We start from the raw sequence: 13,477 nt of genomic DNA on the forward strand, positions 1-13,477 counted from the left end.
GAGTGAAGACACTTGCACTGCCGCAGACGAATCTGACCGCCTCCAACCTGATCCTCGGCCTGATGAGGATCACCGACCTCGATGACGAGGCGATCCGCACCCTGGTCGGCACCGCCCGCGACGAGGGCATTGACTTCTTCGATCACGCCGATGTCTACGGCAGCGGGCCGCACCAGTGTGAGCGCCGCTTCGGCGACGCGGTGCGGTTCACGAGCAGCGAGCGCGAGCAGGTCAAGATCCAGACCAAGACCGGCATCGTGCCGGGCGCGTTCGACTTCTCGAAGGAGCACATTCTCGAGTCGGTGGATGCCTCGCTCGAGGCGCTGCGCACGGACTACCTCGACGTGCTGCTGCTGCACCGCCCCGACGCGCTGGTCGAGCCGGAAGAGGTCGCCGCCGCGTTCGATCAGCTCGAAGCATCCGGAAAGGTCCGCAACTTCGGCGTCTCGAACCACACGCCCGGCCAGACCGAGCTGCTGAAGAAGTACGTGCGCCAGCCGCTCGCCTTCAACCAGGTGCAGCTCTCGATCACGCACGCGCCGCTCATCGCCACCGGCGTCGCGTCGAACATGGCGGGGCTCGACCAGTCGATCGACCGCGACAACGGCATCCTCGACTACGCGCGCCTGAACGACATCACGCTGCAGGCGTGGTCGCCGTTCCAGAAGCAGTTCTTCAACGGCGTGTTCCTCGGTGACCGCGAGAAGTACGCGGAACTCAACGATGCAATCGACGAGCTCGCCGCGAAGTACGAGGTGACGCCGACCGCCATCGCCGTGGCGTGGATCACACGCCACCCCGCGAACTTCCAGGTGGTGCTGGGCACGACGAAGCCCGAGCGCGTGCGCGAGTCCGCGGCCGGAAGCGAGCTGCCGCTGACGCGCGTCGAGTGGTATCGGCTGTTCACGGCGGCGGGCTACACGCTGCCGTGATGACGCGGTGCCGACCGTGACCTCCCGCCGTAACAAAGTGTGCAGGAAAGGCCGGCAGTGGCCGCCCGACTTAGGCTTAGGCGGTGCCCGAGTACGACTTCCCCCAGCTTGACAACCCGGCCTGGTACTCGCTGACCGGCGCCCACGCACAGCATGCCGTCGGCGGCCCGATCGGCACGGTTCGGGCGCTGCGCTACGACCCAGAGGTCTCGGTCTGGGGCGCGACGCCCGACGACGCGACCGCCGACGACTGGGCCGCGCTCGGCGCGCTGCTCGGCGCCGACGAGTCGATCAGCCTGCCCGGGCGCGAGCTGCCTGAGGGCTGGGAAGGCGACGGCGGCCTCGGGTTGCAGCTGATCGACGAGGACTACGAGCCTCAGCCCGGCGACGGCGAGGGACTCGTCACGCTCACCGCCGAGGATGTGCCCGAGATGATCGACCTCGTCGAGCGCACGCAGCCGGGGCCGTTCGCCCCGCGCACGATCGAGCTCGGCGGCTACGTCGGCGTGCGCGTCGACGGCAAGCTCGTCGCGATGGCAGGCCGGCGCATGAACCCCGCCGGGTGGGTCGAGATCAGCGCGGTGTGCACCGACGAGGAGCACCGCGGGCGCGGCTATGCGGCGCGGCTCGTGCGGGCCGTGGCATCCGGAATCCGTGCGGACGGGCAGCGCGCGTTCCTGCACGTGCGGTGGGACAACTACGACGCCAAGCGCGTCTACGAGCGCCTCGGCTTCGTCGTGCGCCGCGAGTTCCCGTTCAGCTTCGGGCGGCCGGCGGCCGGCGACCAGGCGGGGGAGCGGCCGGGCGTGCAGCCCGCCGAAGGTAACGAACAGACAGAACGCGACACCGCGGCATAGCGTTGAGGGGTGGCAACCTCGGCAACTTCCGTCCTCGCTGACCTGCGCGCGGACTTCCCCCTTCTCGATCAGAGCGTGAACGGGCATCCGCTCGTGTACCTCGACTCGGCGGCGACCGCGCAGCGGCCGCGCGTCGTCCTCGATGCGGAGCGCGCGTACCTCGAGCAGCGCAACGCCGCCGTGCACCGCGGCGCGCACACGCTCGCCGCCGAGGCCACCGAGGAATTCGAGGGCGCGCGCGAGGCCGTCTCCCGGTTCGTGGGTGCGCGGCCGGACGAGATCGCCTGGCAGGCGAATGCGACGGATGCCCTGAACACGGTGGCGCTCGCGATCGGGGTCGCCTCGCGAGGCCTCGGGGGAGAGGCCGCGAAGCGGTTCGCGCTGCAGCCCGGCGACGAGCTCGTCGTCACCGAGGCCGAGCACCACGCGAACCTGATTCCGTGGCAGCAGCTCGCGGCGCAGACCGGAGCAGTGCTGCGCTGGATCCCCGTTGACGACGACGGGTTGTGGACCATTGAGGATGCCCGCGCCGTCATCACGGAGAAGACGCGGGTGATCGCGTTCGCGCACGTCTCGAACGTGACGGGCATGGTGGCCCCCCTGGCGGAGCTGGTCGAGCTCGCGGCATCCGTCGGTGCCCTCACGGTTCTCGACGCGTGCCAGTCCGCACCGCACCGGCCGCTCGAGCTGGGCGCGCTCGGCGTCGACTTCGCCGCCTTCAGCGCGCACAAGATGCTCGGCCCGACCGGCCTCGGCGTGCTCTACGGACGCCGCGAGCTGCTGAATGCGCTGCCGCCTGCCCGCACCGGCGGGTCGATGATCACGACCGTCACGATGGAGGGGGCCGAGTTCCTGCCCGCTCCTCAGCGCTTCGAGGCAGGCACGCAGCCGGTCTCGCAGGCGATCGCCCTGGGGGCCGCAGTCGGATATCTGACGGATGCCGGCACGCAGGCGATCCTCGAGCACGAGCACGCGCTCGCCGCGCGGCTCTATGACGGCCTCGCCGACATCCCGGGCATCCGGCTGATCGGGCCGGGCGCTGGCCGGGAGCGCGCCGGGCTCGTGGCCTTCGACGTCGCGGGGGTGCACGCGCACGACGCCGGGCAGTTCCTCGACGCCCGCGGCATCGCGGTGCGCGTGGGGCACCACTGCGCGCAGCCGCTGCACCGCCGCCTCGGCCTCACCGCGAGCGTGCGGGCGAGCGTGTACCTCTACAACTCGGCCGAGGACGTGGACACGTTCCTCGAGGCCGCGACAGGCATCCGCCCGTATTTCGGCGTGTGAGAGACAGCGAGTGATCGAAGCCCCTGAACGGGGAACGAGGGAGACATGAGCGATTCGCGAACCCCTGAAGTCGGCCGCTTCGGCATCTGGATCGGCGCCCGCGCCAACCCGACGCCCGAGCTCGCCTACCACCTCGAGAACCTCGGCTTCGGCGCGCTCTGGCTCGGTGGCCAGCCGGCCGATCTCAAGCTGGTCGAGGCGATCATCGCGAACACGAGCGACATCACGGTCGCCACGGGCATCTCCAACATATGGACGGCGGACGCGCGCGAGCTGGCGGCGGCGTACCACCGCGTCGAGGCCGCGCACCCGGGCCGTCTGATCGTCGGAATCGGCGCCGGTCACCCCGAGGGTCAGGGCGATCAGGCGCTGAAGCCGTATGCCGCCATGGTCGAGTACCTCGACGTGCTCGACGAAGAGGGGGTGCCGCTGGAGCGCCGCGTGCTCGCCGCGCTCGGCCCCCGCATGCTCGAGCTCGCTCGCGACCGTTCGGCGGGCGCCCACCCCTATCTCGTGACGCCGTCGTTCAACGAGGGCGCCCGGGCGATTCTCGGGGCGGGGAAGCTGCTCGCGACCGAGCAGCGGGTCGTGCTGCGCCAAGACGCAGAGGCCGCGCGCGAGCTCGGCCGCCCGAGCGTCGACCGGCCGTACCTCGGCCTGCGCAACTACGTGAACAACCTGAAGCGCCTCGGCTACGGCGACGAAGACGTCGAGAGCCCGGGCAGCGACCGGCTCATCGACGACCTGGTGGTCTACGGAGACGACGCGGCCATCGAAGCGCGGCTCAGCGCACACCTGCGCGCAGGGGCCGACCACGTCGCGGTGCAGCTGGTGCAGGCATCCGATGACGACGTGGCGGCCGGCTACACGCAGCTCGCACGTGCGCTGGGGCTGCCCCGCGACGCGGGCGTGCAAGGCTGAGACCGTGCCGTATTCAGCTGCAGAAGACCGCTACCAGTCGATCCCCTACCGCCGCGTCGGGCGCAGCGGGCTCAAGCTGCCCGCCGTCTCGCTCGGCCTGTGGCAGAACTTCGGCGACACCACGCCGCTCGACACCCAGCGCGCGATCCTGCGGCGGGCATTCGACCTCGGGGTGACCCACTTCGACCTGGCGAACAACTACGGGCCGCCCGCCGGCAGCGCGGAGACCAACTTCGGCCGCCTGTTCGCCGAGGACTTCCGGCCGTACCGCGACGAGCTGATCATCTCGACCAAGGCCGGCTACAAGATGTTCGACGGCCCGTACGGCGAGTGGGGAAGCCGGAAGTACCTGCTGTCGAGCCTCGATGCGTCGCTTGCGCGCATGGGCCTGGACTACGTCGACATCTTCTACTCGCACCGCGCAGACCCCGACACACCCCTCGAAGAGACGATGGGCGCGCTCGACCAGGCGGTGCGCAGCGGCAAGGCGCTGTACGCGGGCATCTCGAGCTATTCGCCGACGCGCACGCGCGAGGCGGTGGCGATCCTGCGCGAACTCGGCACGCCTGCGCTCATCCACCAGCCGAGCTACTCGATGTTCAACCGGTGGATCGAGGGCTCGGGTTCCGGTGAGGATGCCGGTGCCGGCGACGGCGACCGCGACGGCGACGGCGACGCCGGCGGCGAGAGCCTGCTCGACGTGGTCGGCGAGCTGGGCCTCGGCCTAATCGCGTTCAGCCCGCTCGCGCAGGGACTGCTCACGAGCAAGTACCTGAACGGCGTACCAGAGGGTTCGCGCGCGACCAAGGCGCCGTCGTGGCGCGAGGGATTCCTGAACGACGAGGTCCTCGGGCGCGTGCGCGCCCTGAACGGCATCGCCGAGGCTCGCGGCCAGAGCCTTGCGCAGCTCGCCATCGCGTGGGTGCTGCGCGACGAGCGCGTGACCTCGGCGCTGATCGGCGCCTCGAGCGTCGCCCAGCTCGAGGACAACCTGGCGGCGCTCGGCCGGCTCGACTTCACCGAGGCTGAGCTCGCCGCGATCGATGAGCACGCGGTCGACGCGGGCATCAACATCTGGCAGCGCTCGAGCGACGTGGGCTGATGCCGCGAGCGATGGTGCGGCTGATGCGCGGAATTGACCGACCGTCAATGATCTGAAAAAGTTGCGGGCGTAACCCAGACAGGGGACACTGACGTCCCCCCGCGAGGAGAAGCTCCATGACGACCAACACGCAGACGCAGAAGATGCCGTTGCCTGATACGGGCCTCAAACGGCAGATCGGCTTCATCGGCCTCATGTGGGCCTCGGCCGGTTCGATCATCGGCTCGGGCTGGCTGTACGGCGCCCAGAAGGGCCTCGCGGCTGCGGGGCCCGCAGTCATCTGGTCGTGGATCATCGGCGCGATCGCCATCCTGATCCTCGCGCTCGTGCACGCCGAGCTGGGCGGCATGTACCCGATCGCCGGCGGGACTGCGCGCTTCCCGCACCTCGCCTTCGGCGGCATCGCGGGTGGCGCCTTCGGCTGGTTCTCGTGGCTGCAGGCCGTGACCGTCGCCCCGATCGAGGTGATGGCGATGCTCGGCTATTGGCAATCGCTCGCGCAGACCGAGCACTGGAGCTTCGGCGCTCACCTGCAGGTCACCGACCCGCAGACGAAGCTCGAGACGCTGACGGCCACCGGCGTCATCTCGGCGCTCATCATCATGGCGATCTTCACCGCGATCAACTTCCTGTCCATCCGCGCCCTCGCCCGCACCAACAGCGCCGCCACCTGGTGGAAGATCGGCGTTCCCGTGCTCGCGATCTTCGTGCTCGCGATCATCAACTTCCACGGCAGCAACTTCAGCGCGGGCGAGAGCTTCGCGCCCGGCGGCCTCAAGGGCGTCCTGAGCGCGCTGCCGACGGCCGGCATCGTGTTCGCACTGCTCGGCTTCGAGCAGGCGGACCAGCTCGCCGGCGAGTCGGCGAACCCCAAGCGAGACATCCCGCGCGCCGTCATCGGCTCTGTCCTCATCGGTCTCGTCATCTATCTCGCGCTGCAGGTCGTCTTCATCGCCTCGATTCCGGGGGACCACCTGCTGGGCACCTGGGCGAAGACCGCGGCGCAGTACGCCTCCGGTCCGTTCGCGCTGCTCGCCACCGCCGTCGGCGTCGGCTGGCTCGCGGTCGTGCTCTACGTCGACGCGGTCATCTCGCCCGGTGGCACCGGTCTCATCTACTTCACCGCCACGAGCCGCGTGTCCTACGGACTGTCGAAGAACGGCTACTTCCCGCGGCTGTTCCAGTCGGTCAACAAGCGCGGCGTTCCGTGGTTCGGCCTCATCATCGCGTGGGTGTTCGGCTGCGTCTGCTTCCTGCCGTTCCCGAGCTGGCAGCAGCTGGTCAGCCTGATCACGAGCGCCTCCGTGCTGATGTATGCGGGCGCGCCCCTCGCCTTCGGCGCGTTCCGCAAGCGCATCCCGCTCGCCGACCGTCCGTTCCGCCTGCCCGGCGGCGCGATCCTGGCGCCGATCGCCTTCGTCGTCGCGAACTGGATCATCCTCTGGACCGGCTGGATCACCGACTACAAGCTCGGCATCTGCATCCTGATCGGCCTCGCGATCATCGTCGTGACGCGCGTCTTCAAGCTGAACCCGACGCCGGTGCACTTCAACTGGAAGTCCGCGCAGTGGCTCTTCCCGTACCTGATCGGCCTCGGCCTGATCGTCTTCCTCTCCGACTGGAACCAGGATGCGAACGGCACGATCGCCGGCCCCGACTGGCTGCCGTTCGGGTGGGACATGGCGGTCACGGCGGCGTTCAGCCTGATCATCTACTTCTGGGCCGTCAACACCTCGGTCGACACCGACGGCATCCTGCTGATGGCAGAGGAGACCGCGGCGCATGCCGAGCAGGAGAGCGCCGAGCTGGGCGAGCCGATCGCCGGCTGATTCGCTTCACGAGGGCAGGGCGCGGGAGGAATCCCGCGCCCTGTTCTGTTGCCGGGCATCCGATCGCCAGGAATCGGGAATATCTGGATATCCGTACGGTTTTGCAGATATTGTGGACCCAATGACGATCATCCGGATGCTGGGCGACGGGCTCCTCGATGCGCTGTCGATGTTCTGGCAGACGCTCTGGGCGCTGTTCCTCGGGTTCGCGCTCTCGGGCGCGGTGCAGGCCTTCGTGACGCGCGAGCACATGCAGCGCATGTTCGGCGACCACCGCCCGGCGACAATCGCGAAGGCGACATTCTGGGGCATGGTGAGCTCGTCGTGCTCGTATGCGGCCAGCGCCCTCGCGAAGACGCTCTTCCGACGCGGCGCCGACTTCACGACCTCCCTCGTGTTCATGATCGCGAGCACCAACCTCGTCATCGAGCTCGGCCTCGTGCTCTGGCTGCTGCTCGGCTGGCAGTTCGCCCTCGCCGAGCTCGTCGGCGGCGCCATCATGATCGCGCTGCTCGGCATCATCGGCCCGCGGGTGCTCGGCGGCCGCACGGCGCAGGAAGCGCGTGAGCATCTCGAGCGCTCCGAGAGCGGGCCGTCGGGCGGCCACGGCGGTCACGCGCACCACCACGACGCGTCCGGCGCCGGCGGCGCAGCGCCCCTGCGCGAGCGCCTGCGCACCCGCGCGGGCTGGGGCGACGCGGCCGGCTACATGATCAGCGACCTGACGATGATCCGCAAAGAACTGGTGATCGGATTCCTCGTCGCCGGCTTCATCGCCGTGCTGGTGCCGACCGCCGTGTGGCAGTCGCTGTTCCTCACCGGCCACGGCTTCTGGTCGAGTCTCGAGAACGTGATCGTCGGCCCGTTCCTCGCGATCATCAGCTTCGTCTGCTCGGTCGGCAATGTGCCGCTCGCCGCGACGCTGTGGCATGGGGGAGCGAGCTTCGGCGGTGTCGTCGCGTTCGTCTTCGCCGACCTCATTGCACTGCCCTTGCTCGCGATCTACCGGGGATACTTCGGGCTGCGCGTCACCGCGCGCATCCTGGTCGTGTTCTGGGCGACGATGAGCGCCGCAGGTCTCGCGGTCGAGTACCTGTTCCGCTGGGCCCGGATTCCTGAGCCCGCGCCCATTCGCGCGATGGCCGACCACGGCTTCGCCTGGAACCATACGACCTGGCTCAACCTGGCCGCGCTCGCGCTGTTCGCCGTCATGTACGGGCTCTATCGCGCCCGCCGCCGCGAGGCTGCCGCCGAGGGCCGCTACGCCAAGGACCCGATCTGCGGCATGCAGGTCGAGATCGCCAACGCGCCGGCGCACCGCCGCCGCGACGGCGAAGACTTCTACTTCTGCTCCGACCGCTGCGCGCGGCATTTCGATGAAAGGGAATCGAAGACCATGAGTGAGAACCTGGGGATGCCCGGCAGCACGCCGCCCGCCATGCAGCACGACCCCAACGGAACGCACCGCGACCCCGTGTGCGGCATGACGGTCAGCCCTGAGACGGCGGCCGCGAGCTTCGAGCACGAGGGCGAGACGTACTACTTCTGCTCACGCGGTTGCCGCACCGCGTTCGAGCTGAAGCCCGAGGCGTTCCTCACGGCGCAATGAGCACGACGTCTGTCGAAGGATCGGGTCACCAGCATCCGATCGACGCTGCGGCGGTCGCGCAGGCGCGCGGCGCGGTGCCGAGTGCCGACGAGACGGCGCGGCTCGCCGGGCTGCTGTCGGTCATGGCGGACCCGCTGCGGCTGCGCATCGTCTTCGCCCTCGACGAGACCGAAGAGCTCTGCGTCGGCGACCTCGCGCTCGCGCTCGACGTCAGCGAAGACGCCGCCGGCTACGCCCTGCGCCTGCTGCGCGCGGCGGGGCTGGTCGCGACGCGCAAGGAAGGGCGCGTCGTCTACAACCGCCTCGCCCCCGACTTCCCTGAGCCGCTGCTGCACTACTGCCTGCGCGAGTTGATCAAGATCACCGCATCCGATCGTTGAGGAGCACGCGGAGCCTGCGGAGCGCGCGTCTCGAAACGATCACCCGCGCCGAATACTCCCGTAGCTTCCCTTCGTGACGGCGAGCAGATCGCCGGGTGCCAACTCGAGATCGAACCCGCGTCGGCCGCCCGACACGAGGATCGTCTCGAACCCGGCGGCCGACTCGTCGAGCACCGTCGGCAACGGTGTCTTCTGCCCGACCGGCGAGATGCCGCCCACGACGTAGCCGCTCTTGCGCTCGGCGACCTTGGGGTCGGCGAGCTCGGCCTTCTTGCCCCCGAGCGCCGCTGCCAGTGCCTTCAGATCGAGCAGTGAGTCGACCGGCACGATGCCGATGCCGAAGCCGCCGGCATCCGTTGTCACCATCAGCGTCTTGAAGATGCGCGCGGCCTCGATGCCGAGCTCGCGTGCGGCTTCCGCGCCGAAATCGGTGACGGCCGGGTCGTGCGCGTACGAATGCGGGGTGAAGCGGATGCCTGCGCGCTGCAGCACGACGGTCGCGGCGGTCGTCGGCGCCCCTGAGCTCTTCTTGGCCATAGCGTCACCAGTATTCCGGTCGCCGGGCACCGTGACGGCTGTGGCGCCGCGCTAACGTGGCGGCGTGAGCGGATTCGTGCAGCCCGACTTCTCCATCTCCGGCCAGCGGGCGCTCGTGACGGGCGCGTCTCGCGGCATCGGTCACGACCTGGCGCTCGCCCTCGCGGCAGCGGGCGCTGAGGTGCTGGCCGGGGTGCGTCGCCTCGAGGACGGGGCCGAGCTGGCGCGGGCATCCGCTCGCATCACGCCCTTTCTCTTGGACGTGACGGATGTCTCGGCGACGCGCGCCGCGATCGATGCAGAGGTGGCCGCGAACGGGCCGATCTCGATCCTCGTCAACAACGCCGGCCTCGGCTTCAACCACGACGCTGTCGACGTCGGCGAAGACGACTGGGACGCCATGATGGACGTCAACCTCAAGGGCCTGTTCTTCGTCACGCAGGCGGTCGCTCGGCACATGCTCGCGGCGGGCTACGGCCGGGTCGTGAACCTGTCGTCGCAGGCGGGAATCGTGGGCATCCGTCGCCACGCCGTGTATTCGGCGAGCAAGGGCGGTGTCGACCTGCTCACGAAGGTGCTCGCACTCGAGTGGGCCGACCGCGGCGTGACGGTCAACTCGGTGGCGCCGACGTACATCCGTACGCCCGGGACCGCGGAGCGCCTCGACGACCCCGAGATCGCGGCAGACATCCTCGCCCGCATTCCGGCCGCGCGTTTCGGGACGACCGCTGACGTCGCCGCTGCCGTGCTGTACCTCGCCTCGCCGGCGGCGGGGCTCGTGACGGGGACGGTGCTGCCGGTCGACGGTGGCTGGACGGCGCAGTAGGCCCTGCGCACTTCGGTAGGCTGACATCGCGTGAGCGAAAGTCTGTGGGCCAGGCCCGCGAGTGACCTGTTGGCGAGCACGGCGTCGGCGGCCCCGACGCCTGGCGGCGGCTCGATCGCCGCCATCACGGGAGCCTTCGGCGTCGGCCTGATCCAGATGGCGGTGGCGGTGACCGGTGACGCGGCGCTCGACGCACAGGCGGCCCGGCTCGAGCAGCTGCAGGCCGAGATCGCTCCGGCCGCTGACGGCGATGTGCACGACTTCGGTGAGCTGATGAGCGCCTACCGCCTGCCGCGCGGCGATGACGCAGAGCGTGAGGCCCGCTCGCGCGAGATCGAGCGCACCAGCACCGCGGCGACGGAGCGGCCGCTGTCGCTCGTGGAGACCTTCGCGGCGGCCATCGCGCTCTCGCACGAGCTCGAGCCGCTCGTGAAGCCTGGCGTGGTCAGCGACGTGCTCGCCGGGCGAGACATCGTGATCGGCGCGGCCCGCGCGGCTGTGCGCACGGCCGACATCAACATCGACCAACTCGACCGATTGGGCTCTGCGGCAGCGCCGCAGCTGAGAGCCCGCAGAGACGCCGCGGCCGCGGCAGTGGAGGCAGGCCTGTGACCGCTCGGATTCTCGACCCCTCGCCGATCGCCGCGGAGTACCGCGATGAAGTCCGCCAGGACGTCGTGCGGCTCACGCAGCAGCACGGCCGCGCGCCGCGGATTCTCGGGCTGCTCGGCCAGGAAGAGGGGCCGGCGGCGACCTACGCCCGCTACGCCCGACGCGGTTGCGAGTCCGTCGGCATCGAGCTCGACGTTCGACTGACGGCGCCCGCGGATGTCGAGGCGGCGATCGCGGCGGCGAACGTGGACCCGGCGATCGACGGCATCTTCCTCTACTACCCACTCATGGACCGCGCAGGTGACCACTGGCTGCGCGAGCTCGTCGACCCGCGCAAAGACGTCGAGGGCCTGCACTCGTTCTGGAGCCGCCTGCTCTACGAGAACCGGCGCTTCGTCGACGACGATCACTACGCCCGCGCGATCCTGCCGTGCACGCCGCTCGCGATCCTGAAGCTGCTGCAGCACGCGGGCATGCGGGGGACGTCGGGGGATGCCCCGCTCGAAGGCGTCACGGCGTGCGTGTTCAATCGCAGCGATCTCGTCGGCCGCCCCCTGGCGGCGATGCTCGCGAATGACGGAGCGCGGGTGCACTCCCTCGACATCGACGGGGCGGTGACCTTCGAGCCGGCCATCGGGCGGCACACGCACGACGTGCGCGATTCGGGCATCGACCGGGCAGGCGCCCTCGCCGAGGCCGACGTGATCATCTCGGCCGTGCCGTCGAAGAGCTTCGAGCTCGTGCGCGGCGACGAGATCAAGACCGGCGCGATCTGCGTGGATGTCGCAGAGCACACGAACTTCGACGAGTCGGTGCTCGAGCGCGCGAGCGTTTTCGTGCCACGCGTTGGACCGCTCACGATCGCCATGGCGACGCGCAACCTCGTGCGGCTGGACGCCGTGCACGGGCGCTGATCGGCGCCGACCTGGCCTGACTGCAGGTGTCAGCCCCGCATGCCCTGGAGCAGCGCGGTGAGCACCCGCACCAGGCGCGGCCCGACTTCGACGATCGCGTGCCCGAGCCTCGGGTCGCTGCGATACAGCGCCTCGACCTCCGCCCCCGGCGTCGCCATCTGCCAGAGCGCCCCGGCCATGCTGGTCGCCGTGGCGATGACGTCGACACGTTGCTGCTCGGTGAGGCCCAGCAGCCGGGTGAGCTCGGCTCCGATGCCCTCGACCTCCTCGAGGGTCACGAGCTTGAACTCGCGCACCGACTCGAGCGAGACATTGCGCTCGAGGTTGAGCGGTGCCTGGGCGAGCAGGTCGCAGAACATCGGGCGGGCCACGAGCGAGTCGGCGATCGCCTGCGCGACCAGCGCAGGCGAGGATGCCGGATTGTGCGTGTCGAAATCATCCGTCATGCCCTCGAATGCCGCGCGCAGCGCCGCGCCCCAGTCGCGCCAGCCTGCGGCCGTGAGCTTCAGGAAGATCTGCTCGCGCGTCTCGAAATAGCGCAGCAGCGCCGATTTGTGCATGCCGACCTCGGCGGCGATGTCGGTCAGCGTGACGGTGCGGATGCCGCGGTCGGCGCCGAGCCGCGTCGCCGCCGTGAGGATCGCCTGCTCGCGCTGCTGTTTCGCCTCGTCGGAGCGGGCGCGCTGGAATCCGATATCGCTCATGCTGGCAGTTTACGCAACTCGGTTGCAATAAATAACGCAACGCTGTTGTACTAACTCACATGACTACTCAACAGCAGGTTTGGTTCATTACAGGCTCGTCGCGCGGCTTCGGACGCGCGCTCGTCGAGGCGGCGCTCGAGGCGGGGCACCGCGTGGTCGCTACCGCGCGCAGGCCCCAGCAGCTCGACGACCTCGTCGCGACGTATGGCGAGCGCGTGGCGCCCGTCGCGCTGGATGTGACGGATGCCTCCGCCGCACGCACCGCGATCGATGAGGCGGTCGCGCGCTTCGGCCGCATCGACGTCGTCGTGAACAACGCCGGGTACGCGAACGTCGCTCCCATCGAGACCTCGGACGAGGCCGACTTCCGCGCCCAGTTCGAGACGAATTTCTGGGGCGTGTTCAACGTGACCCGGGCCGCGATCCCGCAGCTGCGTGCTCAGGGCGGCGGGCTCGTGATCCAGTTCTCGTCGGTCGGCGGCCGTGTCGGCGGCTCGCCGGGCATCGCGAGCTACCAGGCCGCGAAGTTCGCCGTCGACGGCTTCACGCGAGTGCTCGCGGTCGAGACCGCGCCGTTCGGCATCCGCACCATGGTCGTCGAGCCGAGCGGCTTCGCGACCGACTGGGCGGGCAGCTCGATGCAGGTGCACGACATCCCCGACGAGTACCAGCAGACCGTCGGCGCCATGAACTCCCGCATGCGCCAGACCGGTTCGCGCCCTGCAGGCGACCCGAAGCGCGCCGCCGAGATCATCGTGCGTGCGGCCGCTCGACAGAACGTGCCGAGCCACCTGCTCGTCGGGGTGAACGCGGTCGAGATGTCGATCGCGTACTCGAAGCGGCAGCTCGCCGAAGCCGAGGCGTGGCGGCAGGTCAGCCGCTCCGCGGACTTCGCCGAGCCGTACCCGGCCGAGCAGCCGGCCGACGTGGCCGTATGACGCCGTTCTACGCGTGACGCGGCGTGCGGCCG

At 69.8% G+C, this 13,477-nt stretch carries 14 protein-coding genes; 12 read left to right on the forward strand and 2 right to left on the reverse strand.

Translation table 11 applies throughout. The features are described 5' to 3' along the window. Positions 1 to 2 precede the first annotated feature (2 nt). The 8 genes from ABD736_RS00680 (at position 3) to ABD736_RS00715 (ending at position 8,914) form a co-directional block, all read left to right on the forward strand. Positions 3 to 932 carry an aldo/keto reductase gene (locus ABD736_RS00680; protein ID WP_344789815.1) on the forward strand — a complete coding sequence of 310 codons (930 nt, stop codon included), beginning with the start codon at positions 3 to 5 and terminating at the stop codon, positions 930 to 932. An 83-nt stretch (positions 933 to 1,015) separates the two neighbouring features. Continuing rightward, positions 1,016 to 1,789, forward strand: coding sequence for a GNAT family N-acetyltransferase (locus ABD736_RS00685; protein ID WP_344789816.1), 774 nt, complete (start codon positions 1,016 to 1,018; stop codon positions 1,787 to 1,789). Positions 1,790 to 1,798: 9 nt separating this feature from the next. Continuing rightward, on the forward strand, positions 1,799 to 3,073 hold the full coding sequence (locus ABD736_RS00690) for a SufS family cysteine desulfurase (protein WP_344789817.1): 1,275 nt from the start codon (positions 1,799 to 1,801) through the stop codon (positions 3,071 to 3,073). A gap of 45 nt (positions 3,074 to 3,118) precedes the next feature. Beyond that, a complete protein-coding gene (locus ABD736_RS00695) occupies positions 3,119 to 3,994 on the forward strand; it encodes an LLM class F420-dependent oxidoreductase (RefSeq protein ID WP_344789818.1) in 876 nt (291 codons plus the stop codon). 4 nt (positions 3,995 to 3,998) lie between these two features. Continuing rightward, positions 3,999 to 5,096: an aldo/keto reductase gene (locus ABD736_RS00700; protein ID WP_344789819.1), complete on the forward strand. Its 1,098-nt coding sequence runs from the start codon at positions 3,999 to 4,001 to the stop codon at positions 5,094 to 5,096. A gap of 116 nt (positions 5,097 to 5,212) precedes the next feature. Further along, a complete protein-coding gene (locus tag ABD736_RS00705; RefSeq protein ID WP_344789820.1) occupies positions 5,213 to 6,925 on the forward strand; it encodes an APC family permease in 1,713 nt (570 codons plus the stop codon). 121 nt (positions 6,926 to 7,046) lie between these two features. Then, positions 7,047 to 8,534, forward strand: coding sequence for a permease (locus tag ABD736_RS00710; protein ID WP_344789821.1), 1,488 nt, complete (start codon positions 7,047 to 7,049; stop codon positions 8,532 to 8,534). Further along, positions 8,531 to 8,914 carry an ArsR/SmtB family transcription factor gene (locus ABD736_RS00715; RefSeq protein WP_344789822.1) on the forward strand — a complete coding sequence of 128 codons (384 nt, stop codon included), beginning with the start codon at positions 8,531 to 8,533 and terminating at the stop codon, positions 8,912 to 8,914. The genes ABD736_RS00710 and ABD736_RS00715 overlap by 4 nt, the downstream gene beginning before the upstream one ends. 39 nt (positions 8,915 to 8,953) lie before the next feature. Here the strand turns inward: ABD736_RS00715 and ybaK are convergent, their stop codons facing one another. Beyond that, a complete protein-coding gene (gene ybaK, locus ABD736_RS00720; RefSeq protein WP_344789823.1) occupies positions 8,954 to 9,451 on the reverse strand; it encodes a Cys-tRNA(Pro) deacylase in 498 nt (165 codons plus the stop codon). Between the two features lie 64 nt (positions 9,452 to 9,515). On the opposite strand from ybaK, the gene ABD736_RS00725 reads away from it, so the two are divergent. From ABD736_RS00725 to ABD736_RS00735, 3 genes are read left to right on the forward strand one after another with little or no spacing between them, the layout of a single operon-like run. Further along, positions 9,516 to 10,277, forward strand: coding sequence for an SDR family NAD(P)-dependent oxidoreductase (locus tag ABD736_RS00725; protein ID WP_344789824.1), 762 nt, complete (start codon positions 9,516 to 9,518; stop codon positions 10,275 to 10,277). A 30-nt stretch (positions 10,278 to 10,307) separates the two neighbouring features. Then, complete coding sequence (locus tag ABD736_RS00730; RefSeq protein ID WP_344789825.1) at positions 10,308 to 10,889, forward strand: cyclodeaminase/cyclohydrolase family protein; 582 nt, start codon at positions 10,308 to 10,310, stop codon at positions 10,887 to 10,889. Continuing rightward, positions 10,886 to 11,803: a bifunctional methylenetetrahydrofolate dehydrogenase/methenyltetrahydrofolate cyclohydrolase gene (locus ABD736_RS00735; RefSeq protein WP_344789826.1), complete on the forward strand. Its 918-nt coding sequence runs from the start codon at positions 10,886 to 10,888 to the stop codon at positions 11,801 to 11,803. Before ABD736_RS00730 ends, ABD736_RS00735 begins: the two co-directional genes overlap by 4 nt. Positions 11,804 to 11,832: 29 nt before the next feature. Here ABD736_RS00735 and ABD736_RS00740 read toward each other — a convergent pair whose 3' ends face one another. After that, entirely contained in the window at positions 11,833 to 12,507 is a 675-nt protein-coding gene (locus ABD736_RS00740) for a TetR/AcrR family transcriptional regulator (protein WP_344789827.1), read from the reverse strand. Positions 12,508 to 12,566: 59 nt separating this feature from the next. Between ABD736_RS00740 and ABD736_RS00745 the strand changes: the two genes are divergently transcribed. Further along, positions 12,567 to 13,445, forward strand: coding sequence for an SDR family NAD(P)-dependent oxidoreductase (locus tag ABD736_RS00745; protein ID WP_344789828.1), 879 nt, complete (start codon positions 12,567 to 12,569; stop codon positions 13,443 to 13,445). Positions 13,446 to 13,477: the final 32 nt, after the last annotated feature.

The organism is Gryllotalpicola daejeonensis (genome assembly GCF_039538145.1).
In the GTDB taxonomy this organism is placed as follows: domain Bacteria; phylum Actinomycetota; class Actinomycetes; order Actinomycetales; family Microbacteriaceae; genus Gryllotalpicola; species Gryllotalpicola daejeonensis.